The organism is Herbiconiux daphne (assembly GCF_024979295.1).
Classification (GTDB): Bacteria; Actinomycetota; Actinomycetes; order Actinomycetales; family Microbacteriaceae; genus Herbiconiux; species Herbiconiux daphnes.
The window spans coordinates 147,030-170,479 of the sequence record NZ_JANLCJ010000002.1 but is presented as its reverse complement, the minus strand read 5'-3'; the positions used below and the strand labels follow the sequence as shown (position 1 = coordinate 170,479).

General features: G+C 68.6%; 24 protein-coding genes. 10 read left to right on the top strand and 14 right to left on the bottom strand.

What is annotated here, in order from left to right:
• The first annotated feature begins 172 nt into the window (after positions 1-172).
• Positions 173-889: an exonuclease domain-containing protein gene (locus N1032_RS06265; RefSeq protein ID WP_259538660.1), complete on the top strand. Its 717-nt coding sequence runs from the start codon at positions 173-175 to the stop codon at positions 887-889.
• A 42-nt stretch (positions 890-931) separates the two neighbouring features.
• Here N1032_RS06265 and N1032_RS06260 read toward each other — a convergent pair whose 3' ends face one another.
• From N1032_RS06260 to glgA, 4 genes are all read right to left on the bottom strand, one after another.
• A complete protein-coding gene (locus N1032_RS06260) occupies positions 932-1,939 on the bottom strand; it encodes a hypothetical protein (RefSeq protein WP_259538155.1) in 1,008 nt (335 codons plus the stop codon).
• 117 nt (positions 1,940-2,056) lie between these two features.
• Positions 2,057-2,314 (bottom strand): type B 50S ribosomal protein L31, encoded by a 258-nt coding sequence (locus tag N1032_RS06255; RefSeq protein ID WP_259538154.1) that lies wholly within the window; start codon positions 2,312-2,314, stop codon positions 2,057-2,059.
• Positions 2,315-2,421: 107 nt separating this feature from the next.
• Positions 2,422-3,204 (bottom strand): ABC transporter ATP-binding protein, encoded by a 783-nt coding sequence (locus N1032_RS06250; RefSeq protein ID WP_259538153.1) that lies wholly within the window; start codon positions 3,202-3,204, stop codon positions 2,422-2,424.
• 51 nt (positions 3,205-3,255) lie between these two features.
• Positions 3,256-4,446: a glycogen synthase gene (glgA, locus tag N1032_RS06245; RefSeq protein ID WP_259538152.1), complete on the bottom strand. Its 1,191-nt coding sequence runs from the start codon at positions 4,444-4,446 to the stop codon at positions 3,256-3,258.
• Positions 4,447-4,494: 48 nt separating this feature from the next.
• On the opposite strand from glgA, the gene N1032_RS06240 reads away from it, so the two are divergent.
• Complete coding sequence (locus N1032_RS06240; RefSeq protein ID WP_259538151.1) at positions 4,495-5,739, top strand: glucose-1-phosphate adenylyltransferase; 1,245 nt, start codon at positions 4,495-4,497, stop codon at positions 5,737-5,739.
• Positions 5,736-6,443, top strand: coding sequence for a phosphoserine phosphatase SerB (gene serB, locus N1032_RS06235; RefSeq protein WP_259538150.1), 708 nt, complete (start codon positions 5,736-5,738; stop codon positions 6,441-6,443). Before N1032_RS06240 ends, serB begins: the two co-directional genes overlap by 4 nt.
• A gap of 99 nt (positions 6,444-6,542) precedes the next feature.
• Here serB and N1032_RS06230 read toward each other — a convergent pair whose 3' ends face one another.
• Entirely contained in the window at positions 6,543-7,262 is a 720-nt protein-coding gene (locus N1032_RS06230; RefSeq protein ID WP_259538147.1) for a beta-ketoacyl-ACP reductase, read from the bottom strand.
• 81 nt (positions 7,263-7,343) lie between these two features.
• On the opposite strand from N1032_RS06230, the gene N1032_RS06225 reads away from it, so the two are divergent.
• The 3 genes from N1032_RS06225 to N1032_RS06215 are packed head-to-tail and all read left to right on the top strand — an operon-like array spanning position 7,344 to position 8,772.
• Positions 7,344-7,697 carry a DUF3099 domain-containing protein gene (locus N1032_RS06225; protein WP_259538146.1) on the top strand — a complete coding sequence of 118 codons (354 nt, stop codon included), beginning with the start codon at positions 7,344-7,346 and terminating at the stop codon, positions 7,695-7,697.
• Positions 7,694-7,927 (top strand): hypothetical protein, encoded by a 234-nt coding sequence (locus tag N1032_RS06220; RefSeq protein ID WP_259538145.1) that lies wholly within the window; start codon positions 7,694-7,696, stop codon positions 7,925-7,927. Before N1032_RS06225 ends, N1032_RS06220 begins: the two co-directional genes overlap by 4 nt.
• Positions 7,924-8,772, top strand: coding sequence for an SURF1 family cytochrome oxidase biogenesis protein (locus N1032_RS06215; protein ID WP_259538144.1), 849 nt, complete (start codon positions 7,924-7,926; stop codon positions 8,770-8,772). Before N1032_RS06220 ends, N1032_RS06215 begins: the two co-directional genes overlap by 4 nt.
• On the opposite strand, the gene N1032_RS06210 is transcribed toward N1032_RS06215, so the two are convergent.
• The gene (locus N1032_RS06210) at positions 8,759-10,357 is read right to left on the bottom strand and encodes an ABC-F family ATP-binding cassette domain-containing protein (RefSeq protein ID WP_259538143.1); all 1,599 of its coding nucleotides are present in this window, start codon (positions 10,355-10,357) and stop codon (positions 8,759-8,761) included. The genes N1032_RS06215 and N1032_RS06210 overlap by 14 nt on opposite strands.
• Before the next feature lie 155 nt (positions 10,358-10,512).
• Between N1032_RS06210 and N1032_RS06205 the strand changes: the two genes are divergently transcribed.
• Entirely contained in the window at positions 10,513-11,103 is a 591-nt protein-coding gene (locus tag N1032_RS06205) for a biotin transporter BioY (RefSeq protein WP_259538142.1), read from the top strand.
• A gap of 116 nt (positions 11,104-11,219) precedes the next feature.
• Here the strand turns inward: N1032_RS06205 and N1032_RS06200 are convergent, their stop codons facing one another.
• The 8 genes from N1032_RS06200 to N1032_RS06165 form a co-directional block, all read right to left on the bottom strand.
• Positions 11,220-12,107, bottom strand: coding sequence for an endonuclease domain-containing protein (locus tag N1032_RS06200; RefSeq protein ID WP_259538140.1), 888 nt, complete (start codon positions 12,105-12,107; stop codon positions 11,220-11,222).
• Between the two features lie 191 nt (positions 12,108-12,298).
• Entirely contained in the window at positions 12,299-12,628 is a 330-nt protein-coding gene (locus N1032_RS06195) for a metal-sulfur cluster assembly factor (RefSeq protein ID WP_259538139.1), read from the bottom strand.
• 4 nt (positions 12,629-12,632) lie between these two features.
• Positions 12,633-13,397 (bottom strand): Fe-S cluster assembly ATPase SufC, encoded by a 765-nt coding sequence (sufC, locus tag N1032_RS06190; protein ID WP_259538138.1) that lies wholly within the window; start codon positions 13,395-13,397, stop codon positions 12,633-12,635.
• A 1-nt stretch (position 13,398) separates the two neighbouring features.
• Positions 13,399-13,749 (bottom strand): non-heme iron oxygenase ferredoxin subunit, encoded by a 351-nt coding sequence (locus N1032_RS06185; protein ID WP_259538137.1) that lies wholly within the window; start codon positions 13,747-13,749, stop codon positions 13,399-13,401.
• Positions 13,750-13,752: 3 nt separating this feature from the next.
• The gene (gene sufD, locus N1032_RS06180) at positions 13,753-14,946 is read right to left on the bottom strand and encodes a Fe-S cluster assembly protein SufD (RefSeq protein WP_259538136.1); all 1,194 of its coding nucleotides are present in this window, start codon (positions 14,944-14,946) and stop codon (positions 13,753-13,755) included.
• Entirely contained in the window at positions 14,947-16,365 is a 1,419-nt protein-coding gene (gene sufB, locus N1032_RS06175) for a Fe-S cluster assembly protein SufB (protein ID WP_259538134.1), read from the bottom strand.
• A gap of 173 nt (positions 16,366-16,538) precedes the next feature.
• A complete protein-coding gene (locus N1032_RS06170; RefSeq protein WP_259538133.1) occupies positions 16,539-17,504 on the bottom strand; it encodes a COX15/CtaA family protein in 966 nt (321 codons plus the stop codon).
• Positions 17,505-17,508: 4 nt separating this feature from the next.
• Positions 17,509-18,438, bottom strand: coding sequence for a heme o synthase (locus N1032_RS06165; protein ID WP_259538132.1), 930 nt, complete (start codon positions 18,436-18,438; stop codon positions 17,509-17,511).
• Between the two features lie 138 nt (positions 18,439-18,576).
• Between N1032_RS06165 and tkt the strand changes: the two genes are divergently transcribed.
• From tkt to N1032_RS06150, 3 genes are read left to right on the top strand one after another with little or no spacing between them, the layout of a single operon-like run.
• Complete coding sequence (gene tkt / locus N1032_RS06160; RefSeq protein WP_259538131.1) at positions 18,577-20,670, top strand: transketolase; 2,094 nt, start codon at positions 18,577-18,579, stop codon at positions 20,668-20,670.
• A gap of 46 nt (positions 20,671-20,716) precedes the next feature.
• The gene (tal, locus tag N1032_RS06155) at positions 20,717-21,829 is read left to right on the top strand and encodes a transaldolase (protein WP_259538130.1); all 1,113 of its coding nucleotides are present in this window, start codon (positions 20,717-20,719) and stop codon (positions 21,827-21,829) included.
• Positions 21,826-23,430 (top strand): glucose-6-phosphate isomerase, encoded by a 1,605-nt coding sequence (locus tag N1032_RS06150; RefSeq protein WP_259538129.1) that lies wholly within the window; start codon positions 21,826-21,828, stop codon positions 23,428-23,430. The genes tal and N1032_RS06150 overlap by 4 nt, the downstream gene beginning before the upstream one ends.
• Positions 23,431-23,450: the final 20 nt, after the last annotated feature.

The window sequence follows — 23,450 nt, the reverse complement described above, 5'->3', positions numbered from 1 at the left end:
GTCGACTGCCGCGACCCCTTTCGCGCCCTACGCCCCCTATCCTGATGCGGATGCCCCGCGGGCTCCTCGTGCGCCCGCGGAGCCCGACTGGCGGCGGGAGGAGTGGCCCCGCGAGCCCGACTGGCACGACGAGCCCGACTGGCGCGAGGGCCCGTTCGACGAGGGCCCGCCGATGGCGCTTCCGGTGCCGGCCTGGGCCGAGCGCCTGGCGGTGTTCGACCTCGAGACCACCGGCATCGACGTCGAGACGAGTCGCATCGTCACGGCCAACATCTCGCTGCTGGATGCCTCAGGCACCGCGGTGTCACGACTCGACTGGCTGGCCGATCCGCAGGTCGACATCCCTGAGCAGGCCACGGCCGTGCATGGCATCACCACCGAGCACGCCCGCTCCGCCGGGCGGCCGGCCGCCGACGTGGTCGCCGAGATCGTGGCCGAGCTGCGGCGAGCCCTCGCCGAAGGCTACGCGATCGTGGTCTACAACGCGCCCTACGACATCACGCTGCTCAACCGCGAGGCCGTTCGCCACGGCGTGCCGCCGCTCGAGCAGCCGTCGCCGGTGATCGATCCGCTGGTGATCGACAAGCAGGTCGACCGCTACCGCAAGGGCAAGCGCACCCTCGAAGTGTCGGCGGCGCATTACGGCGTCGAACTCCTCGACGCCCACGACGCCGGCGCCGACGCGATCGCCGCCGGCCGGGTCGCGCAGGCGATCGCCGCGAAGTTCGCCGCCGAGCTCGATCTCTCGCCGCACGACCTGCACGAGGCACAGGTCGCCTGGCACGAAGAGCAGTGCGCCTCGTTCGAGGACTACATGCGCCGCACCAAGAACCCGTCGTTCACGTCGCGTCGCGGCTGGCCCGAGTCTCCGCGCCGTGCGTCCGCGTAGGCCTCGGCGTAGAACGTCGCCGGTGTGACTCGCGCCGGCGCGTCAGCAGAGCGCGCGCAGGGTCTCGGCGCGCTCCGGGTCGGCTCGCACGAGGCGGGCCTTCTTGAGGTTCTCGCGAACGATCCAGGCGGCATCCGCATCTCCGCTCGCCGCCCAGCGGTCGAGTGCGTCGAAACCGTCGGCTGGAGCGCCGACGAGCGCAACGCTCCAGCAGTAGCCGAGAACCTGGCGCAGCACGCGGGCGTCGCCGTGGCGTCGATCGCGGGCCGGCACCGCGACCAGCAATGCGGTGATGCGATCCAGGATGCCGAGAGCACGCCGCGCCGCTTGCTCGCGTCTGACCAGGCGCGGTTCGGCGATGCCCGCCGCGACAGCTCGCGCGATCAGCAGAGGGTGGTCGTCGGTGGCCGCCCCCGCGGCTGGGGCGCCCGTCGGCGGTGGGGCCGCCCGATCTGCGCTCGCCCGCGCGGTTCGCGCCTTCACCTCGGTCAGCGAGAGGTGGTCGTCGGTAGCCGCCACTGCGGCTGGGGCGCCTGCGGGTGCTGCGCTCGTGGGCGGTGTTCCTGCCCGATCCACGCCCGCCCGCGCGGTACGCGACTCCACCTCGGTCAGCCACTGGTCGGCGAGAGCCCACAGCGTCTCGGGGGCGGCATCGCCCAACCGTTGCAGCGCCATCGCGACTCCCTCGCGCACGCGCCAGCGCTCGTCGGCTGCGAGCCGGCGCAGCTCGAGCCGCAGTTCGGGGGCGTCGGCGGCGGCGCTGTCGTGGTTGTCGGCGTCGGCGTCCGCTCGCGTGTCGGTTGCCTCGGCGCGCGCGGCGAGCTCGACCAGCAGCCGGCCCAGGCCGATGGCTCCGCAGAGGGCGCGATACTCGTCGGCACCCTGAGCGAAGGCGCGAAGAGTGTCGGCGTCGGCGACATCCGCCACCGCCTGAGCGAGCTCGAGGTTCGCGCGAGGACCGGGAAGCCCGGAGTGCTCAGCGAGGTACCCGCTCCACTCCCCCACGGGAAGCGCGCGGAGCCGCTGCCGCACGTCGCTGCCGGACGTCATCGCGCCATCACCCACCCATTCTCGTCGGAAGAGGTGCGGGCGCGCAGCACGCCCGTGGCAACAGAAAACCCCGCCGACCGAAGTCGACGGGGTCGCCCGTGCGTGTGATTGCGAAAGCTACTTGCTGCCGCCGAAGCCCTTGTAGCGGCTGTTGAACTTCTCGACGCGGCCGGCGGAGTCGAGGATGCGCTGCTTGCCCGTGTAGAACGGGTGCGACTCCGACGAGATCTCGACGTCGATGACCGGGTAGGTGTTGCCGTCTTCCCATTCGATCGTCTTCGAGCTCGACACGGTCGAGCGGGTGAGGAACGTGGCGCCGCTGGCCAGGTCGCGGAAGACGACCGGGGCGTAGTCGGGGTGGGTGTCAGACTTCATGGTGGTGTCCTTGTTTTGACTGCTCAGGGGATGGGAAATCTTTGGCCAGACTAGACGGGCCAGCTAGATAGCTTAGCAGGTTTGACTGCTGTGTTCCAGGAACACGCTCAGGATGCGCGCGCTGTGTAACGGCCGTCGTCTTCGCTGAGCGCGATCGGCAGGCCGAACGTGGTCTCGAGGTTCTCAGAGGTCAGCACGTCGCCGATAGGGCCGCTGGCCACTACCTCGCCCTTCTTCAGCAGCATCGCGTGGGTGAACCCGCGCGGAATCTCCTCGACGTGGTGGGTCACCATCACGATCGCGGGCGCTTCGGGCGCACTGGCGTAGCCGCCGAGCAGCTGCAGCAGTTCTTCGCGGGCACCGAGGTCGAGGCTCGCCGCGGGCTCGTCGAGCAGCAGCAGCTCGGGGTCGGTCATCACCGAGCGCGCGATCTGCACGCGCTTCTGCTCGCCGTCGCTGAGCGAGCCGAACAGCCGCTCCGACAGGTGATCGAGCTTCCATTCCGCGAGCACCCGCTGGGCGCGGCGCAGGTCGATGTCTTCGTACGACTCGTTCCAGCGCCCGGTCACCGAGTAGGCCGCGGTGAGCACGACGTTCAGCACCGTCTCGTTCGCCGGGAACCGGCGGGCCATGGCGCTCGAGGCGAAGCCGACGCGCGGCCGCAGCTCGAACAGGTCGACCTCGCCGAGCTTGCCGTCGAGCACGTGCACCGTGCCACCAGAGGGATGGTTCATCGCCGCCGCGATTTGCAGCAGGGTCGTCTTGCCCGCGCCGTTCGGGCCGAGCACCACCCAGCGCTGATCGCCGTCGACCTTCCAGTTCAGATCAGTCAGGATGCGATTTCCATCGCGAACAACCGAAACGTCTTCGAGATCGAGCACATTGGGCATGGTTCTAAGCCTAACCAACCGCGCCGACCCTGCCGTACCGGCGCGGCCGTGTCAGCGCACCAGAGAGCGGTAGATCTCGGCGGTCTGCGCCGCGATGCGGCCCCAGCTGAACTCCGCCTCGGCCCGCGCCCGCCCGGCCTCGCCCATCGCGGCGGCCCGCACCGGATCGCTCACGACCTCGGTGAGCGCTCGCGCCAGATCGGCCACGAACCGGTCGGGGTCGGTCGGCGTGCCCGTGCCGTCCTGCAGCTGTTCGATGGGCACCAGCAGCCCCGTGACGCCGTCGTCGACCACCTCGGGGATGCCGCCGGTCGCCGTTCCGACCACGGGCAGCCCGCAGGCCATCGCCTCGAGGTTCACGATGCCGAGCGGCTCGTAGATCGAGGGGCAGACGAACACCGTGGCCGCGGTGAGCACGGCGGCGAGCTGGGGCTGCGGCAGGATCTCGTCGATCCAGACGATCCCGCCACGGGTCTGCTGGAGGGTGCGCACGGCCGAGCTCACCTCTTCGAGGATGGCGGGGGTGTCGGGCGCCCCCGCGCAGAGCACGACCTGCACGTCTTCGGGCAGCAGCGCGATCGCGCGCAGCAGGTAGGGCAGGCCCTTCTGGCGCGTGATGCGGCCGACGAACACGACCGTCGGCCGGCTCGCGTCGATGCCGTGGCGGCGCAGCACGTCTTCGTCGTAGTGCGGTTTCCAGGTCTCGAGATCGATGCCGTTGTAGACCACGCTCACCCGCGACTCGTCGATCGCCGGATAGGAGCGCAGGATGTCGCGGCGCATGCCCCCGCTCACCGCGATGACCGCGTCGGCCGACTCGAACGCATCCTTCTCGATCAGCGACGAGATGCGGTAGCCGCCGCCGAGCTGCTCGGCCTTCCAGGGCCGCAACGGCTCGAGCGAGTGCGCGGTGACGACGTGCGGCACGCCCGCGAGCAGCGAGGCGAGTCGCCCGGCCGCGTTGGCGTACCAGGTGTGCGAGTGCACGACATCCGTTCCCGCCGCGGCGATCGCCTCGGCGATCTGCAGGTCGACGCCGAGGGTGGTGAGCGACGGGTTGGCGCCCTCGAGCTCGGTCGGGATGCCGTAGGCGAACACCCCTTCCTCCGACCGGGGCGCGCCGAAGCACCGCACCGTGACGTCGAGGTGGCTCCGCAGGCTCTTGACGAGCTCGGCGACGTGCACTCCCGCCCCTCCGTAGACCTCGGGCGGATACTCACGGGAAATCACATCTACTCGCATAGTTGAACGGTAGTACTGCTCGTCGGAAACCTCATTATGGTTGGGGGTATGGCTGCATCAAAGAAGATCTTCGGCATCGTGCTCGCCGGGGGCGAGGGCAAGCGACTCATGCCCCTCACCGCCGACCGGGCCAAGCCGGGCGTTCCCTTCGGAGGCGGCTACCGTCTCATCGATTTCGCGTTGTCGAACCTCGTCAACTCGGGGCTGCGCCAGATCGTCGTGCTGACGCAGTACAAGTCGCACTCGCTCGACCGTCACGTGTCGCAGACCTGGCACCTCGACGGCCTGCTCAACTCCTACATCGCGTCGGTGCCGGCTCAGCAGCGGCTCGGCAAGCGCTGGTTCTCGGGCTCGGCCGACGCCATCCTGCAGTCGCTCAACCTGATCCGCGACGAGAAGCCCGACATCGTGGTCGTGGTCGGCGCCGACCACGTCTACCGCATGGACTTCGGCCAGATGATCCAGGCCCACATCGAGTCGGGCAAGGGTGCGACCGTGGCCGCCATCCGCCAGCCGATCGAGCTCAGCGACCAGTTCGGCGTCATCCAGACCTCGGCCGACGACCCCACTCTCATCGACGAGTTCCTCGAGAAGCCGAAGAACGCCACGGGGCTCGCCGACTCCCCGCACGAAGTGCTCGCCTCGATGGGCAACTACATCTTCGACGCCGACCAGCTCATCGACGCGGTCATCCGCGACGGCGAGCGGCCCGAGTCGAGCCACGACATGGGCGGCGACATCATCCCCGACTTCGTGGCCGCCGGCAATGCCGCCGTCTACGACCTCAAGCGCAACGAGGTGCCCGGGTCGACCGATCGCGACCGCTACTACTGGCGCGACGTGGGAACGATCGAGTCGTTCTACGACGCCCACCAAGACCTCATCTCGGCCCTGCCGGTGTTCAACCTCTACAACGAGACCTGGCCCATCTACACGCAGCAGCTCAACTCGCCGCCGGCCAAGTTCGTGCGCGACAGCAAGGGCAACCCGGGCGTGACGGTCGAGTCGATCGTGTCGCTCGGCTGCCTCATCTCGGGCGCCCGGGTCGAGGGCAGCGTCGTGGGGCCGTGGACCACGGTCGACTCCGGCGCCCTGGTGCAGCACTCGGTGCTGTTCGACCGCGTTCACATCGAACCCGACGCCGTCGTGCGCCGGGCTATCCTGGACAAGAACGTCGTCGTCACCGCCGGCGCCCAGGTGGGCGTCGATCCCGACCGCGACCGGGAGCGGGGCTTCACGGTCACCGACACGGGGATCACGGTCGTGGGTAAGGGAGTTCGCGTAGTTCCATGAAGCATCCGGTGCTGGCACACGAGTCCACGCCCGCGCGCCAGCCGTCCGATGCTCCGGATGCCGGTGGCGCGCGCTTTCTGGTCGTTCTCGACGTCGACTCGACCCTCATCGAGAACGAGGTCATCGAGATGCTGGGCGATTGCGCCGGGCGCCACGCCGAGGTCGCCGCGATCACGGAGCGCGCGATGCGTGGCGAGATCGACTTCGCCGAGAGCCTGCGCGAGCGCGTCGCCACCCTGAAGGGCCTGTCGGCCGACGTCTTCGCCGACGTGCGCGGCCAGATCGAGGTGACGGCCGGGGTTCCTCGCATGATCGAGGGCCTGCACGCCTCCGGCAGCGTGGTGGGCGTGGTGTCGGGGGGTTTCCACGAGATCCTCGACCCGCTCGCCGAGCGACTCGGGCTCGACTACTGGCGGGCCAACCGGCTCGGCGTCGCCGACGGCGTGCTCACCGGCACGGTCAGCGGGCCGATCGTCGATCCGCAGTCGAAGGCCGACGCGCTGCTCGAGTGGGCTGCCGAGCGGGGGGTTCCGGCCGCGCACACGATCGCCGTGGGCGACGGTGCCAACGACCTGCGCATGATGGAGGTCGCCGGCCTCTCCGTGGCCTTCGACGCGCGCCCCCTGGTGCGGCAGCACGCCGACCTCGCCATGGACGTGCGCGACCTCAGCCAGCTCCTCCCCCTCCTGGGCCTCCGCGGCTGACCCCGCCTCCCCTTCGCCGAGTTGCGCCAAACTGCCCTAAGAACGCTCGCGTTCGGGCAGTTTGGCGCAACTCGGCGGAGGACAGGGGCGGGGCAGGGGTCAGTGGCCCATGCCGAGGCCGCCGTCGACGGGGATGACCGCGCCGGTGATGTAGGCGGCGTCGTCGGAGGCGAGCCAGGCCACCGCCTTGGCCACCTCCTCGGCGGTGCCGTAGCGGGCCGCCGGAATGCTCTTCTTGTACTCGGCCTGCTGCGCCTCGGGCAGCTCGGCGGTCATGTCGGTCTCGATGAACCCGGGCGCCACCACGTTGGCCGTGATGTTGCGGGCGCCGAGCTCTCGCGAGATCGAGCGCGCGAATCCCACGAGGGCGCTCTTCGACGCGCTGTAGTTCACCTGTCCGGGTGATCCGTAGAGGCCCACGACGCTCGAGATGAGCACGATGCGGCCGAAGCGCGCCTTCAGCATGCCCTTCGACGCCCGCTTCACCACCCGGAACGACCCGGTCAGGTTTGTGTCGATCACGGCCGTGAAGTCGTCTTCCGACATCCGGAGCAGCAGCATGTCGCGCGTGATGCCGGCATTGGCCACGACGACCTCGACCGGGCCCAGTTCGCGCTCGACCTCGTCGAACGCGGCGTCGACGGAGGCGCCGTCGGTGACGTCGGCGACCACCGTGAGCGTACCCTCGGGGCCGGACCCTGACCGCGCGGTGACCGCGACGCGATGACCCTGGGCCACGAACTCCTGGGCGATCGCGTAGCCGATTCCGCGATTTCCGCCGGTGACGAGAACGGTTCGGGGGGTGGTGGGAGTGGTCACGGCGGGTGGTCCTTACGTGTTCGAGACGGTCTGGCTCCCCCAGCTTAGGAGCAGTCGACGAAGCGTAGGCTTAGGGCAACCATGAAGCAGCAGCCGCAGTCGCTCACGAGCCTTCCGCCGTCACCCGATGACGAGCGGCGCAAGCGCATGATCAAGTACATGGTCACCATGGGCATCCGCATCGTGTGCCTCGTGCTGATGCTGTTCGTGCAGGGCTGGTGGCTCGCAATCGTGGCGGCGGGCGCGATCCTGCTGCCCTATTTCGCCGTGGTGCTCGGCAACGTCGGCACGTCGTGGGTGAGCAAGGCCGAGCGTCCGACGGCCATCGAGGTCTACCGCAGCCCGATGCCGGCGCAGGGTCTCGGGCCCGACACCGCCGGGCCCGATGCTCCCTCCCCGGATGCCCCCGCTGCCCCCGGCGCTCCGCGGTCATGATCTCGCTCGGAATCGAGCCGGCCGCCGAAGAATGCTCCCGGGCCGGATGCCGCGGCGAGGCCGTCTGGCGCATCGAGTGGCGCAATCCGAAGATCCACGACGAGTCGCGGCGCAAGGTGTGGCTGGCGTGCGACGAGCACGTCGGGTTCCTGCGCGAGTTCCTGGCCGCCCGTGATTTTCCGCTCGAGGTGCTCCCGCTGCGCGACCAGAACGGCGCGATGACCGCATGACCGGATGGCGCTTCCTCATCAGCCGGCGCTGGGCGGGCTATCTGGCCCTCACCGTGGTGTTCGCGATCGTCTGCGTGCTGCTTGCGATGTGGCAACTCGCCCGGCGCGACGAAGCCGTGGCCGAGATCAACCGGGTCGAGACGAACTTCGACGCCGAGCCGACTCCGCTCGCGGACGTGCTGCCCGAGCTCGACGCCTATGACCCGTCGCAGGAGTGGCTGACGGTCTCGATGACCGGGCGCTACCTCACCGACGATCAAGTGCTCGTGCGCAATCGCCCGCTCGGCGGCGACGTCGGGTTCGACGTGCTGGTGCCGTTCCAGCTCGCGAACGGCGACGTCTTCGTGGTCGACCGCGGCTGGGTGCCCACCGGCCAGAAGCAGGACGTTCCCGACGCCGTCCCCGCCGCGCCGACCGGCACCGTCTCGGTGGTGGCGCGGCTGAAGGCGGGCGAGCCGCACCTCGACAGCCGGGGCGCTGTCGCCGGGCAGATCGCCACCATCGAGCTGCCCGTGATCGCCGACCAGGTCGGGCAGCCTACCTATACGAGCGCCTACGGTCTGCTCGCGTCGGAGGATCCGGCGCCGGCGGAGCGCCCGACCGCCGTGGCGAAGCCGACGCCCGACGAGGGCGCCCACCTCTCCTACACGTTCCAGTGGTTCTGCTTCGGCCTGCTGGGCTTCGTGGGCCTCGGCTACATCATCCGCCAGGAGTACCGCCGGGTGAACGAAGACGACCCCGAAGAGCAGGAGCGCGCGGCCGAGCGCGAGCGCAAGCGGCTCGCCAAGCGAACCGACGCGCAGGTCGAGGACGAGATCCTCGACAGCCGGTCTACGCCAGACTGATCAGGTCGGCGTAGTCCTTGTTCCAGTGGTCTTCGACGCCGTCGGGCAGGATGAGCACCCGCTCGGGGTTGAGCGCCTCGACAGCGCCCTCGTCGTGGCTGACCAGCACGACCGCGCCCTCGTAGTGGGCTAGCGCGTCCAGGATCTCCTCGCGACTGGCCGGGTCGAGGTTGTTCGTCGGCTCGTCGAGCAGCAGCACGTTCGCGCCTGAGACCACGATCATCGCGAGCGCGAGGCGGGTCTTCTCACCGCCCGAGAGCACGCCGGCGGGCTTGTGCGAATCGTCGCCGGTGAAGAGGAACGAACCCAGCACGCGCCGGGCCTCGGTCTCGGTGAGGTTCGGCGACGCCGACACCATGTTCTCGAGCACCGAGCGCTTCACGTCGATGGTCTCGTGCTCCTGCGCGTAGTAGCCGATGCGCAGGCCGTGACCCGGTTCGATCTGGCCGGTGTCGGGCGTGTCGACCCCGCCCAGGATGCGCAGCAGCGTCGTCTTACCGGCGCCGTTGAGGCCGAGCACGACCACCTTCGACCCGCGGTCGATCGCGAGGTCGACGGCGGCGAAGATCTCGAGCGACCCGTAGCTCTTCGAGAGGTTGGAGGCCATCAGCGGCGTGCGCCCGCAGGCGACGGGGGTCGGGAAGCGCAGCTTGGCCACGCGGTCGACCGCGCGCACCTCTTCGAGGCCCGACAGCATCTTCTCGGCCCGAGCCACCATCTGGTGGGCGGCCGCGGCCTTCGAGGCCTTGGCGCCGAAGCGCGCGGCCTGCATCTGCAGCTGGGTGGCCTTCTTCTCGACGTTGGTGCGCTCCTTTTTGCGGCGCTCCTCGTCGGCCTCGCGCTGCTTGAGGTAGTTGCGCCAGTTCATGTTGTAGACGTCGATCACCTGACGGTTGGCGTCGAGGTAGAACACGCGGTTCACGGTCTCGCCCACGAGTTCGATGTCGTGGCTGATCACGATGAAGCCGCCGTTGTAGCTCTTGAGGAACTCGCGCAACCACACCACCGAGTCGGCGTCGAGGTGGTTGGTGGGCTCGTCGAGAATGAGCGTCTCGGCGTCGGAGAACAGGATGCGTGCTAGTTCGATGCGGCGGCGCTGACCACCCGACAGGGTCTTCAGCTGCTGGTCGAGGATGCGGTCGGGAAGGCTCAGGTTGCTCGCGATCGACGCGGCCTCGGCTTCGGCGGCGTACCCGCCGAGGGCGTCGAAGCGCTCGGTGAGGTTGCCGTACTTCTTCATGGCGGCGGCACTGGTCTTCGGGTCATCCGAGGCCATGTCCATCGACGACTGGTGCATTCCCTCCAGCAGCGAGCCGAGACCGCGGGCGTTCAGGATGCGCGTGCGCGCGAGCTCGTCGGGGTCGCCCGATCGAGGGTCTTGCGGCAGGTAGCCGAGCTCGCCGGTGCGATGCACCGAACCCGCGGCGGGTTGCAGTTCGCCGGAGAGAACCTTCGTGAGGGTGGTCTTCCCCGCCCCGTTGCGGCCCACGAGGCCCACTTTGTCGCCGTCGCCGACACGGAAGGACACGTCCTCCATGAGGGTTCGTGCGCCGACCCGGATCGCCAGGTCTGTAACGCTGAGCACAGGGATATCCAATTCTTTCGTTGCGTTTCCACAACAGGCGGGAGGGGGAGGTGTCTTCTAGTATATTTCGAGGGACACGGGCGGCTGACCGCTGCTCGCTGTGCGCGCAATCGTCGCGCATCGCACGGCGATCCCGCATCCTCGAAGGAGACTGCATGTCAACCCTGTCCCTCGCCGCCGGCCGGCCCACTCTGGCCGATCGTCTCATCTCGCGTAGCGTGCTCACCGACGTGATGCTGGTCGCGGGCGGTGCCGCCTTCACCGGCCTGCTCGCCCAGGTCGCCATCCCGCTCTGGCCGGTGCCGATCACGGGTCAGACGCTCGCCGTGCTGCTCGTGGGCTCCACACTCGGCGCGCTGCGCGGTGCGGTCGCGATGGTCGTCTACGCCCTGCTCGGCGTGGTGGGCGTGCCGTGGTTCAGCGACGCGGCATCCGGCTGGCAGGTCATCGCGGGCCCGACGGGTGGTTACATCGTGGGCTTCATCATCGCCGCGGGGCTGACCGGATGGCTCGCCCAGCGCAATTGGGACCGCCGGGTCGTCGGCGCTTTCGCCTCCTTCATGGCCGGCACGGTCATCACCTTCGCGGTCGGCCTCCCCTGGCTCGCCGCCTCTCTCGGCCTCACCTTCTCGCAGACCCTCGAAGCGGGCCTCTACCCCTTCATCGTGGGCGGCATCATCAAGGCCCTGATCGCGGCCGGCGTCATCCCCCTCGCCTGGAAGCTCACCGACCGCTTCAAGAAGTAACTCCGCGGCGCGCCGCCGCCGGCCGCCGCCGGCGCGCCCCGCGGAGTTCAGCAAGCGTCGCGGCAACCGCCCTCGTATTCCGGGCGGCTGCCGCGACGTTTGCCGTTGTCCGCGCGTCACAGGCACACGAGCCCCCCGCGGCGGTGCCGTGCCGACCAGGTGTGCTCGCCACGGGCGACCATCCCCCGGATGACCGCGACCACTCGGGGCCACTCGAACATGACCTGCTCGTAGGTGAGCCTCAGCACGAGGTACCCCCGCTCGGCGGCGGCCAGATCGCGCGCCTTGTCGGCCCGCACGGCGTCGGGCCCGGAATGCCATCGGCCACCGTCGACCTCGATCACCAGCCGATCCCCCACGAGCAGGTCGACCCGCCCGACTCCGTCGATGCGCACCTGGGGCCGGCACCGGATGTTGACGGCCCGAAGACCGAGTCGCGCCCGCGTCTCCACCCCCGATTCCGCCCGCGGATCGCAGAGCGTCAGGTAGTCGCGGAAGGTCGCCGGCAACTGGGCGAGCAACCGCGAGAGGGATGCGCGTGACATCAGGCCGCGGTGGAGCACGGAGTCCAGTGAAGCCACCGCATCGGACCGCTGCTGGCACGAGACCGCGTGAGCGATGCTCCAGCCGAGCGAGTCAACTCCTCCGCGGGCGGGGACGACGTCTCGCAGTTGCAGCGAGCGATGGAAGGTGAGCGCGAGCGGCTCGGCATCGCCCGCGAGGTGGGCGAAGCGCGGAACTCGCACGTGCAGCCGTTCGTCGAGACCCGTCCAGACGGCGTGCCGGCGAAGCGCCGAGAGGCAGGAGACGACCCCGCCCGCCGAGACGGCGGCCACGACGTCGGCAGGGGCGCCGGGCAGCGCGACCCAGCCGCGCCGAAGCCGCTCTGCCGCACCGCGTCGCACCTCGCGGTCCACATCGCGCAACGAGTGCCCGTGTGACCTGAGCTCGTCGCACGACGCGACTCCGCCCAGACGGAAGACGGTTTCGACGACATCGGACATGGGGCGAGGATGCCACCGGGAGCGCGTCGGCGCGCCCGCCGGCCGGCATCGGTGGGATGCGGCATCCGGAGCTCTGCGTGTGGAGGAGAAGCCGCCGCGCGGAGAAACGCAAACGTCGCGGCAACCACACCCCGTATTCGGGGAGGTTGCCGCGACGTTTGGGTGAAGTCCGCGGGAGAGCGGCGAGGCGGCTAGATCGAGAAGCCCAGAGCGCGCATCATGTCGCGGCCGTCGTCGGTGATCTTGTCGGGGCCCCACGGCGGCATCCACACCCAGTTGATGCGGAACTGCTCGACGATGCCGTCGAGCGCCTCGGCGGTCTGCTCCTCGAGCACGTCGGTGAGCGGGCAGCCGGCCGAGGTGAGGGTCATGCTGATGACGAGGGCGTCTTGCTCTGCGTCCCAGCCGAGATCGTAGATGAGGCCCAGGTCGACGATGTTCACGCCGAGCTCGGGGTCCATCACGTCTTTGAGCGCCTCTTCGACCTGGTCGAAGAGTTGGGGTTCTAGGGTCGTGACCATATCGTTATCCTACGTTCGAGGACTCGAGAAATCGATCGTATCCCTCGTTCTCGAGTCGCACAGCGAGTTCGGGACCGCCCTGCTCGGCCACGCGGCCGGCGACGAAGACGTGCACGAAGTCGGGCTTCACGTAACGCAGGATGCGGTTGTAGTGGGTGATCAGCAGGATGCCGAGCCCCGTGTTCTCTTTGGCGCGGTTGACGCCCTCGGAGACGATCTTGAGCGCGTCGACGTCGAGACCGGAGTCGGTCTCGTCGAGCACGGCGAACTTCGGCTTCAGAAGTTCGAGCTGCAAGATCTCGTTGCGCTTCTTCTCGCCGCCCGAGAAGCCCTCGTTGACGTTGCGCTCACGGAACGACTTGTCCATGCGCAGCGCGGTCATCGAGGAGTCGAGGTCTTTGATCCACCCGCGGATGGCGGGAGCCTCGCCGTCGATCGCGGTCTTCGCGGTGCGCAGGAAGTTCGACACCGAGACGCCCGGGATCTCGACCGGGTACTGCATCGCGAGGAACAGACCCGCACGGGCGCGCTCGTCGACCGTCTTGTCGAGCATCTCGACGCCGTCGAGCGTGACCGAGCCGCCCTCGACGTGGTACTTCGGGTGCCCGGCGATCGCGTAGGCGAGCGTCGACTTGCCCGAGCCGTTGGGGCCCATGATCGCGTGGGTCTCGCCCTCGCCGACGGTGAGGTCGACGCCGCGCAGGATCTGCTTCGTTCCCTGCTCGGTCTCGACGCTCACCTGGAGGTCTTCGATCTTCAGAACGGACATGCTAATCAATCTCTTTCGTCACGGTTGGGTCGATGTAGATGTCCCCGTCGATCACCTGGATCTCGAACACGGGAACGGGCTCGTAGGCCGGCAGCGTCAGCGGCTTGCCGGTCTCGAGCGAGAACTTGGAGCCATGCGCCCAGCACTCGAGGGTGGGCCCCACGCCGGAGGCAGAGGGAGCGTCTTCGACGAAACCCTCCGCCAGCGAGATGTCGCCGTGGGTGCAGGTGTCGCCGATGGCATGGATGTCGCCCGCCGAGTCTTTGACGACGGCGATCGGCACTCCCCCGACGACCACGCGCACGGCTTGGTTCACCGGCACGTCGTCGACCGCACAGACCTTCTCGGCCACGGGCTACTCCCCTGCCTGGGCGCGCAGGAGCTCGGCTTCGATCGCCTCGCCCAGACGGGTCTCGAGCGACGCCGAGCCGATCTGCGAGATGATCTCGGCGAGGAAGCCGCGCACCACGAGTCGGCGCGCCTCTTCTTCGCTGATGCCACGCGACTGCAGGTAGAACAGCTGCTCGTCGTCGAACCGGCCGGTCGACGAGGCGTGGCCGGCACCGACGATGTTGCCGGTCTCGATCTCGAGGTTCGGGATGCTGTCGGCCCGGGTGCCCTCGCTCAGCACGAGGTTGCGGTTCTGTTCGTAGCTGTCAGTGCCGTCGGCGTGCGGGCCGATGAGCACGTCGCCCACCCAGACCGTGTGCGCACCCTTGCCCTGCAGCGCGCCCTTGTAATTGACCCGGCTGCGCGTGTTGGCGGCGACGTGGTCGATGTAGGGGCGCTGCTCGAAGTACTGGCCCGCATCGGCGAAGTAGAGGCCGAACGAGTCGACGCTCGCGCCCTGCTCCACGAGGTGGAACGCGGGGTTGACGCGCACGACCTCGCCGCCGAGCGACACGATCACGTGCCGCAGGTTGGCGTCGCGGCCGATGGTGGCGAAATGGCTCGAGAGGTGGCGGGCCGAGTCGTCCCACTCCTGCACGGTCACGACGGTGAGCTGAGCGCCCTCCCCCACGACGATCTCGACGTTCTCGGAGAGGTTCGCCTCGCCGGTCTGCTCGAGAATGACGGTGCCGCGGCTGTTCGGCGCGGCCTCGATCACGACGTGGGCCGAGCGTGCGGCCTCGCCGAACGAGTCACGACGCACCACGACCTCGGATGCCTCCTCGCCCGTCACCCGGATGTGCAGCGCCTTCTCGAAACTCGACCAGGCGTTCGCCGACGCCCGCTCCTCGGGCGTGCCGGCGGAGCCGATCCGGGCATCCGCCCGATCGATCCACCCCACCGTGGCGCCCTCGACCTCGGCCGAGTGAACCTCGACGGGCGACCCGTCGAGCGCGGCCTCGGTGAGGTGCTTGACCCGGGCGAGCGGGGCGAACTTCCACTCGAACTCGAGACCGGTGACGGCCTCGAAGTCGTCGACCGACGTCGAGGTGAACCGGCCCGAGCGGGTCTGCACCGGCACGAAGGCCGTCTGGCGGTCGGCGACCTCGGTTATGCCGGGGGCGGGAGCGGGAGCTGTTGCTGTGGTGTCGGCGGCCATTTAGCCTACGGAGCCTTCCATGCCCATCTCGATGAGCTTGTTGAGTTCGAGTGCGTATTCCATCGGCAGTTCACGGGCGATCGGCTCGATGAAACCGCGCACGATCATCGCCATCGCCTCGTCTTCGGGAAGACCGCGCGACATCAGGTAGAACAGCTGCTCCTCCGACACCTTCGAGACCGTGGCCTCGTGCCCGAGCTGAACGTCGTCGACCCGGATGTCGATGGCCGGGTAGGTGTCCGACCGCGAGATGGTGTCGACCAGCAGCGCGTCGCAGCGCACGGTGTTCGCCGAGTGGTGCGCGTTCTCCGACATTCGCACCTCGCCGCGATAACCGGCTCGGCCACCGCCACGGGCGATCGACTTCGAGACGATCGACGACTGCGTGTAGGGCGCCATGTGGATCATCTTGGCGCCGGCGTCTTGGTGCTGGCCCGGGCCGGCGAAGGCCACCGACAGCGTCTCGCCCTTGGCGTGCTCGCCCACGAGGTAGATCGACGGGTACTTCATGGTGACCTTGGAGCCGATGTTGCCGTCGATCCACTCCATCGTCGCGCCCTCGTGCGCGATCGCGCGCTTGGTGACGAGGTTGTAGACGTTGTTCGACCAGTTCTGGATGGTCGTGTAGCGAACGCGGGCGTTCTTCTTCACGATGATCTCGACCACGGCCGAGTGCAGCGAGTCGCTCTTGTAGATCGGGGCGGTGCAGCCCTCGATGTAGTGCACGTACGAGCCCTCGTCGGCGATGATCAGCGTGCGCTCGAACTGGCCCATGTTCTCGGTGTTGATGCGGAAGTAGGCCTGCAACGGAATCTCGACGTGCACGCCCTTCGGTACGTAGACGAACGAGCCGCCCGACCAGACGGCCGTGTTGAGCGCGGCGAACTTGTTGTCGCCCGAGGGGATGACGGTGCCGAAGTACTCGGTGAAGAACTCGGGGTGCTCGCGGAGCGCGGTGTCGGTGTCCATGAAGATGACGCCCTGCGCCTCGAGGTCTTCTCGGATCTGGTGGTAGACCACCTCCGACTCGTACTGCGCGGCCACGCCGGAGACGAGGCGCTGACGCTCCGCCTCGGGGATGCCGAGCTTCTCGTAGGTGTTCTTGATGTCGTCGGGCAGGTCGTCCCACGTGGTGGCCTGCTTCTCCGTGGAGCGCACGAAGTATTTGATGTTGTCGAAGTCGATGCCCGAGAGGTCGGCGCCCCACGTCGGCATGGGCTTGCGGCCGAAGATCTGAAGGGCTTTCAGACGGTTCTTCAGCATCCATTCGGGTTCGCTCTTGAGCGCCGAGATGTTGGTCACGACCGCTTCGTTGATGCCGCGTTTCGCGCTGGCACCGGCGGCATCCGAGTCGGACCAGCCGAACTCGTACACCCCCAGGTTCTCGAGTTCCGGTCGGTCGATGAGTACGTCGGTCATGACTGACTCCCTTCCCTACTGCTGACAACCTGCTGGAGGTCTCCGTCATTCCATAGTCGCAGCGATCTATCTGCCGAACCGAGACTCTGGGCGGATTGTGTGTTGCCCGTCATGATGTCCCGGTGCACTCACGGGCAGGAGCCGTGCCGTTCGGGATTCGGCGGACGAGTGGTTCACGCGTTAAGAGCGTGTTCCTCGGTCTTCATTGTATACGTCGTGGGCGCGGCGGGGGCGAAGAGCTTCGGATGCACGTCGAGCAGCACCCGGAGCACGCCCACCCAGACCAGGGCCGAGCCGAGCAGATGCAGCACCACGAGCCACTCGGGCAGACCGAGCAGCGACTGGGCGAGACCGATGCCGGCCTGAACGATCACCACGGCCACGAAGGTGGCGGCGCGGCGGCGGGCCAGGTTGGCGCCGGGCACCCGCAGCAGTGCGAGGTAGAGCACGACACCCAGTACGAGGGTCGAGGCGCCGAGTACCCCGTGCAGAACGGTGACGCCCTCCCAGTGGAACGGCATGCGCGGAACGTCGGCGGGGTCGCCCGCGTGCGGTCCGGTGCCGGTGACGAGCGTGCCCGCGATGATGAGCACGGCGGTGAGCGCCACGAGCGCCCACGCGAGCGGCCCGATGAAGCGCGGGAACGCCACGGCCGCCGACTGGCCGCGGTGGGCACGGTGCCAGGTGAGCGTCGTCGTGGTGAGCAGCGCGACCGCCATCAAGAAGTGCATCGCGACCACCCACGGGTTGAGGTCGGTGCGCACCGTCACTCCCCCGGCGATCGCGTTCGCGACCACGAGCCAGAACTGCGACCAGGCCAGGCGGGTCATGCTGCGCTCGCGCGGCTTCTGCAGCCGGGCGGCCACGATGGCCCAGCCGACCGCGAGGATCAGGACGCCGGTGAGCGCCCGGTTCGCGAACTCGATGAAGCCGTGCAGGCCGAGCTCGGGGGTGGTGGTGATCGACGTGCCGTCGCAGGTCGGCCAGGTGGGGCAGCCGAGCCCCGAGCCCGTCACCCGCACGACGCCGCCGGTGACGATGATCAGGATGCTCACGACGAGCGCCGCCGTGGTGCCCCAGCGCAGGGCTCGGGGCGTCAGGGTCCAGCGGTCGGCGGCCCAGCCGAGTGGTGTCTTCACGGCGTCAGACCTGGAGGAACGGCAGCAGGGGGTCGATCGCGACCGCGAGGAAGATCAGCGTGAGGTAGGTGATCGAGCCGTGGAACACGCGCATCGGCTTGATCTCGAGGTCGCGGATGGAGCGGCTGTAGAGCCGGTGCGACTCGTAGAGGAACCAGGCGCCGGCGATCACCGCGGTCGCCGAGTAGATGAGACCCATGTGGCCCACCGGGATGAGCAGCAGCGAGCAGGCCACCATCGCCCAGGCGTAGAGCACGATCTGCAGGCCCACGACCACGCGGCCGCGCACCACGGCGAGCATCGGCACGCCGGCGGTCTTGTAGTCGGCGCGGTACTTCATCGACAGTGGCCAGTAGTGCGGCGGCGTCCAGAGGAAGATGATGCCGAACAGGATCAGCGCCTCCCACGACAGCGAGTTCGTGACGGCCGCCCAGCCGATCAGCACCGGCATGCAGCCGGCGGTGCCGCCCCAGACGATGTTCTGCGGGGTGCGGCGCTTCAGCACGAGCGTGTAGAGCAGCACGTAGATGAGGATGGCGACGAGCGAGAGCGAGGCCGCCAGCAGGTTGGTGAACACGGCCAGCCAGGCGATCGAGATCACGCCGATGGTCCAGGCGAACACCAGCGCCTCGCGGTCGCTCAGCACGCCGGTCACGAGCGGCCGCTGCGACGTGCGGTGCATCAGCCGGTCGATGTCGCGGTCGAAGTAGCAGTTGAACGCGCCCGCGCTCCCGGCGCTCAGCGCACCGCCGATGAGGGTGGCGAACACGAGCCAGAGGTTCGGGATGCCGCCCTGCGCCAGGATCATCACCGGCACGGTGGTGACGAGCAGAAGCTCGATCACCCGCGGTTTGGTGAGGGCGAAGTACGCCTTGACCTTGTCGAGCGGGCTGATTCGCCGATGCTCCACCAGGCCGTCAACCACCACGTCCATCGCTCCTCTAACCTGTCCCGCTTGTCAATCCCCGACGTAAGTCTAGGCGATGGCGACCGGCGTCCCTTGCGGCGTCGATATGATTGATGAGGACGATTCCGTGCTCACGGACCGCAATCGAGAAGGGTCATATACCTCGTGGCGACACTCCAATGGGAACCCATTGACGACAAAGCAGTGAAGACAGTGAAGATCCTCGCGGCAGACGCCGTCGAGAAAGTCGGAAACGGGCATCCGGGCACCGCGATCAGCCTGGCCCCCGCCGCTTACCTGCTCTTCCAGAAGGTCATGCGCAAAGACCCCACCGACCAGCACTGGCTCGGCCGCGACCGCTTCATCCTCTCGGTCGGCCACTCGTCGCTCACCCAGTACATCCAGCTCTACCTCGGCGGTTACGGCCTCGAGCTCGACGACCTCAAGGCGCTCCGCACCTGGGGTTCGCTGACGCCCGGCCACCCGGAGTACGGCCACACCGACGGCGTCGAGATCACCACCGGCCCGCTCGGCCAGGGCCTCTCGTCGGCCGTCGGCTTCGCCTATGCCCAGCGTTTCGAGCGCGGCCTGTTCGACCCCGACGCGGATGCCGGCACCAGCCCGTTCGACCACCACATCTACGTGATCGCGGGCGACGGCGACCTCGAAGAGGGCATCACGAGCGAGGCCTCCTCCCTCGCCGGCCACCAGCAGCTCGGCAACCTGATCGCCATCTACGACTCCAACCAGATCTCGATCGAAGACGACACCAACATCGCCTTCACCGAAGACGTGAAGGCCCGCTACGAGGCCTACCACTGGCAGGTGCAGGTGGTCGACTGGAAGAAGACCGGTCTCTACGTCGAAGACGTGCAGGCCCTCAACGACGCGATCGAGGCCGCCAAGGCCGAGACGAGCAAGCCGTCGCTCATCATCCTCAAGACCATCATCGGGTGGCCGAGCCCGAAGAAGCAGAACACCGGCAAGATCCACGGATCGGCTCTCGGCGCCGACGAGATAAAGGGTCTCAAGGAGGTTCTCGGCTTCGACCCCGAGAAGACCTTCGAGGTCGACGCCGACGTGCTCGAGCACACCCGCGGCGCCGTCGCGCGCGGCGCCGAGCTGCGCGCCGAGTGGCAGAAGGGCTTCGACGCCTGGGCCGAGGCCAACCCCGAGCGCAAGGCGCTGCTCGACCGGCTCGAGGCCGGCGAGCTGCCAGACGACCTCGAGTCGTCGGTGCCCGTGTTCGAGGCCGGCAAAGACGTCTCGACCCGCGCCGCCTCGGGCAAGGTCATCAACGCCCTCGCCCCCGTGCTGCCCGAGTTCTGGGGCGGCTCGGCCGACCTCGCCGAGTCGAACAACACCACCATCGAGTCGGCCGCGTCGTTCGTGCCCACCGAGCACTCCACGCACGAGTGGTCGGGCAACCCCTACGGTCGCGTGCTGCACTTCGGCATCCGCGAGCACGCGATGGGCGCCATCCTGAACGGCATCGTGCTGCACGGCAAGACCCGCCCGTTCGGCGGCACCTTCCTCATCTTCAGCGACTACATGCGCCCGGCGGTGCGTCTGGCCGCCCTGATGAAGGTTCCCTCGGTCTTCGTCTGGACCCATGACTCCGTCGCCCTCGGTGAAGACGGCCCCACCCACCAGCCGGTCGAGCAGCTCACCGCGCTGCGGGCCATCCCGGGGCTCGACGTCGTGCGTCCAGCCGACGCCAACGAGGTCGCTCAGGCCTGGCTCACGATTCTCGGCCGTCACCACAACCCGGCCGGCATCGCGTTGACCCGTCAGAACATCCCGGTGTTCGAGCGCGGCGACGGCGAGGCATCCGGTGAGGTGTTCGCGTCGGCCCGGAATGTTTCGAAGGGCGCCTACGTTCTCGCAGAAGCACCCAACGGAACCCCCGACGTGATCTTCATCGCCACCGGTTCCGAGGTGCAGCTCGCCGTCGAAGCGCGAGCCATCCTGAAAGAAGAAGGCATCAATGCCCGCGTGGTATCGGCCCCGAGCCTGGAATGGTTCGAGGAGCAGACCGACGAATACAAGGAGTCGGTGCTGCCGGCAGCCGTGAAGGCCCGCGTGTCGATCGAGGCCGGGATCGCCATGGGCTGGCGCCGGTACGTCGGCGACGCCGGTCGCAGCGTGTCGATCGAGCACTTCGGCGCCTCGGCCGACTACAAGACCCTGTTCCGCGAGTTCGGCATCACGACCGAAGCCGCCGTCGAAGCCGCGAAGACGTCGCTGGCCGCCCTCTGAGTCGTCGACCCAAACGCGCCCGGCATACAAGAGATAGAAGACTGAAATGACTGAATCAACTCCCACCCAGCAGCTCTCCGACGTCGGCGTCAGCATCTGGCTCGACGACCTGTCGCGCGAGCGCATCTCGTCCGGCGGCTTGCAGAAGCTGATCGACGAGAAGAACGTCGTCGGCGTCACCACCAACCCGACCATCTTCGCCGCCGCCCTCGCCAAGGGCGAGAGCTACGCCGAGCAGGTCTCGGTGCTCGCCAAGGCGAACACGGATGTCACGACCGCCGTGTTCGAGATCACCACCGACGACGTCGCTGCCGCCAGCGACATCTTCAAGCCGATCTACGACGCGACGGCCGGTTTCGACGGCCGCGTCTCGATCGAGGTCGAGCCCGGCCTCGCGCACGACGCGCAGGGCACGATCGAGCAGGCCAAGGCGCTCTACGCCAAGGTCGACCGCGAGAACGTGCTGATCAAGATCCCCGCGACGGTCGAGGGCCTCGAGGCCATCACCGAGACCATCGCCGCCGGCATCTCGGTGAACGTGACGCTGATCTTCTCGCTCGAGCGCTACCGCGACGTCATCAACGCCTACCTCACCGGCCTCGAGAAGGCCAAGGAGGCCGGCCTCGATCTGTCGAAGATCCACTCCGTCGCCTCGTTCTTCGTGTCGCGCGTCGACACCGAGATCGACAAGCGCCTCGTGGCCATCGGCACCGACGAGGCCCTCGCGCTGAAGAGCAAGGCGGGCGTGGCGAACGCCCAGCTGGCCTACGAGGTCTACGAGCAGGCCTTCGACACCGAGCGCGCGAAGTACCTCCAGGGCGTCGGCGCCAACAAGCAGCGCCCGCTCTGGGCCTCGACCGGCGTGAAAGACCCGAGCGTGCCCGACACCACCTACGTGGTCGAGCTGGCCGCCCCCGAGGTCGTCAACACGATGCCCGAGAAGACCCTCGACGCCACGTTCGACCACGGCAAGATCCGCGGCAACACCATCGACGGCTCCTACCTCGAGGCCAACAAGGTGCTCGACGCCATCGGAGCCCTCGGCATCTCCTACGCCGAGGTCACCGAGCTGCTCGAGAAAGAGGGCGTCGAGAAGTTCATCGTCTCCTGGAACGAACTCCTCGACACCGTCACCGCGGCGCTCGAAGAAGCGAAATGACCGTTTCGATCCACGTCTCGGGCGACGCCAAGGCGGCGGTCGAAAGGCACGTTCCTCAACTGGTCGCCGACCTGGTGGCCTCGGGCATCACGGCGCAAGACCCCGCACTCTGGGGCGCTGACGCCGAGGCCGAGGCCTCGAAGCGACTGGGCTGGACCGAGGCGGTCGCGATCTCGCGGCCCCTCGTGCAGCAGATCGCCGACCTGCGCGCGCTGTTCGTCGAGTCGGGAATCGACAACTTCGTGCTGGCCGGCATGGGCGGTTCGTCGCTCGCACCCGAGGTGATCACGAAGACGCTGGGCGTCGAGCTGACCATCCTCGACTCCACGGCGCCAGAGCAGATCCGCTCGGCCCTCGCCGACCGGCTCGAGACCACGGTGCTCATCGCCTCGTCGAAGTCGGGCGGCACGCTCGAGACCGACAGCCAGCGTCGCGCCTACGAGAGCGCCTTCCGCGCGGCGGGCATCGACCCGGCCGAGCGCATCGTGATCGTGACCGACCCGGGTTCGCCGTTGCAGAAGCTGGCGACGGATGCCGGCTACCGCGTGTTCCTGGCCGATCCGAACGTGGGCGGCCGCTACTCGGCCCTCACCGCCTTCGGTCTCGTGCCCTCGGGGCTCGCGGGTGCGGACATCGGCGAGCTGCTCGACGAGGCCGACGCGTTCTCGCTCAACCTGGCCGAAGACGGCGCCGACAACGTCGGACTCATCCTGGGCGCTGCTCTCGCCGGCACCCAGCCGTTGCGCGACAAGACGGGCATCGTCTCCGACGGCACCCACGTCGTCGGGTTCGCCGACTGGGCCGAACAGCTGATCGCCGAGTCGACCGGCAAGAGCGGCAAGGGCCTGCTGCCGGTGGTGCTCGACCTCGAGTCGCCCGAGCTCACCGAGAACCTGCCCGACGTGCAGATCGTGCGACTCGTCGGCGATGCGGGTGCGTTCCACCTGCGTGAGCGCCACCCGGGCGAGGTGCTGATCAGCGGCTCGCTGGGCGCACTCATCCTCACCTGGGAGTACGCCATCGCCGTGGCCGGCCGCCTGCTCGGCATCGACCCCTTCGACCAGCCCGACGTGGAGTCGGCGAAGGCCGCCGCCCGGGGCCTGCTCGACGACCGCCCCGAGCCCGTCGCTCCCTCGTTCGTCGAGGGCGGCATCGAGGTGCGCGGAACCGCCGACGTCGTCTCGGCCGCCGGCACGCTGGCCGGAGCGGTCGACGCCCTGCTCGCGCAGCTGCCCGCCGACGGCTACGTCGCGGTCATGGCCTATGTCGACCGCCTGGCCCTGCCCGAGCTCGCCGACCTCCGCGACCTGCTCGCGGCGCGATCGGGTCGTCCGGTGACCTTCGGCTGGGGTCCGCGGTTCCTGCACTCGACCGGGCAGTACCACAAGGGCGGCCCCGCGACGGGAGTGTTCCTGCAGATCACGGCCGACACGGTCGACGACCTCGCCATTCCCGACCGCCCCTTCACCTTCGGGCAGCTCATCCAAGCGCAGGCCGCCGGCGACGCCGGTGTGCTCGCGGAGCACGGGCGACCCGTTCTCCGACTCAATCTGACCGACGCCGCAAACGACGTGCCGACGCTGTTCAGCGCCCTGCGCTGATCGGCACCTCACCCCCTAGG

Bases quoted from the DNA above. Each gene is read 5' to 3' on its own strand.
- N1032_RS06250 (WP_259538153.1), bottom strand. From the start codon at position 3,204: ATGCCCAATGTGCTCGATCTCGAAGACGTTTCGGTTGTTCGCGATGGA.
- glgA (WP_259538152.1), bottom strand. From the start codon at position 4,446: ATGCGAGTAGATGTGATTTCCCGTGAGTATCCGCCCGAGGTCTACGGA.
- N1032_RS06255 (WP_259538154.1), bottom strand. From the start codon at position 2,314: ATGAAGTCTGACACCCACCCCGACTACGCCCCGGTCGTCTTCCGCGAC.
- serB (WP_259538150.1), top strand. From the start codon at position 5,736: ATGAAGCATCCGGTGCTGGCACACGAGTCCACGCCCGCGCGCCAGCCG.
- N1032_RS06265 (WP_259538660.1), top strand. From the start codon at position 173: ATGGCGCTTCCGGTGCCGGCCTGGGCCGAGCGCCTGGCGGTGTTCGAC.
- sufC (WP_259538138.1), bottom strand. From the start codon at position 13,397: ATGTCCGTTCTGAAGATCGAAGACCTCCAGGTGAGCGTCGAGACCGAG.
- N1032_RS06165 (WP_259538132.1), bottom strand. From the start codon at position 18,438: ATGGACGTGGTGGTTGACGGCCTGGTGGAGCATCGGCGAATCAGCCCG.
- N1032_RS06240 (WP_259538151.1), top strand. From the start codon at position 4,495: ATGGCTGCATCAAAGAAGATCTTCGGCATCGTGCTCGCCGGGGGCGAG.
- N1032_RS06260 (WP_259538155.1), bottom strand. From the start codon at position 1,939: ATGACGTCCGGCAGCGACGTGCGGCAGCGGCTCCGCGCGCTTCCCGTG.
- sufB (WP_259538134.1), bottom strand. From the start codon at position 16,365: ATGACCGACGTACTCATCGACCGACCGGAACTCGAGAACCTGGGGGTG.
- N1032_RS06150 (WP_259538129.1), top strand. From the start codon at position 21,826: ATGACCGTTTCGATCCACGTCTCGGGCGACGCCAAGGCGGCGGTCGAA.
- sufD (WP_259538136.1), bottom strand. From the start codon at position 14,946: ATGGCCGCCGACACCACAGCAACAGCTCCCGCTCCCGCCCCCGGCATA.
- N1032_RS06220 (WP_259538145.1), top strand. From the start codon at position 7,694: ATGATCTCGCTCGGAATCGAGCCGGCCGCCGAAGAATGCTCCCGGGCC.
- N1032_RS06200 (WP_259538140.1), bottom strand. From the start codon at position 12,107: ATGTCCGATGTCGTCGAAACCGTCTTCCGTCTGGGCGGAGTCGCGTCG.
- N1032_RS06225 (WP_259538146.1), top strand. From the start codon at position 7,344: ATGAAGCAGCAGCCGCAGTCGCTCACGAGCCTTCCGCCGTCACCCGAT.
- N1032_RS06215 (WP_259538144.1), top strand. From the start codon at position 7,924: ATGACCGGATGGCGCTTCCTCATCAGCCGGCGCTGGGCGGGCTATCTG.
- N1032_RS06205 (WP_259538142.1), top strand. From the start codon at position 10,513: ATGTCAACCCTGTCCCTCGCCGCCGGCCGGCCCACTCTGGCCGATCGT.
- N1032_RS06195 (WP_259538139.1), bottom strand. From the start codon at position 12,628: ATGGTCACGACCCTAGAACCCCAACTCTTCGACCAGGTCGAAGAGGCG.
- tal (WP_259538130.1), top strand. From the start codon at position 20,717: ATGACTGAATCAACTCCCACCCAGCAGCTCTCCGACGTCGGCGTCAGC.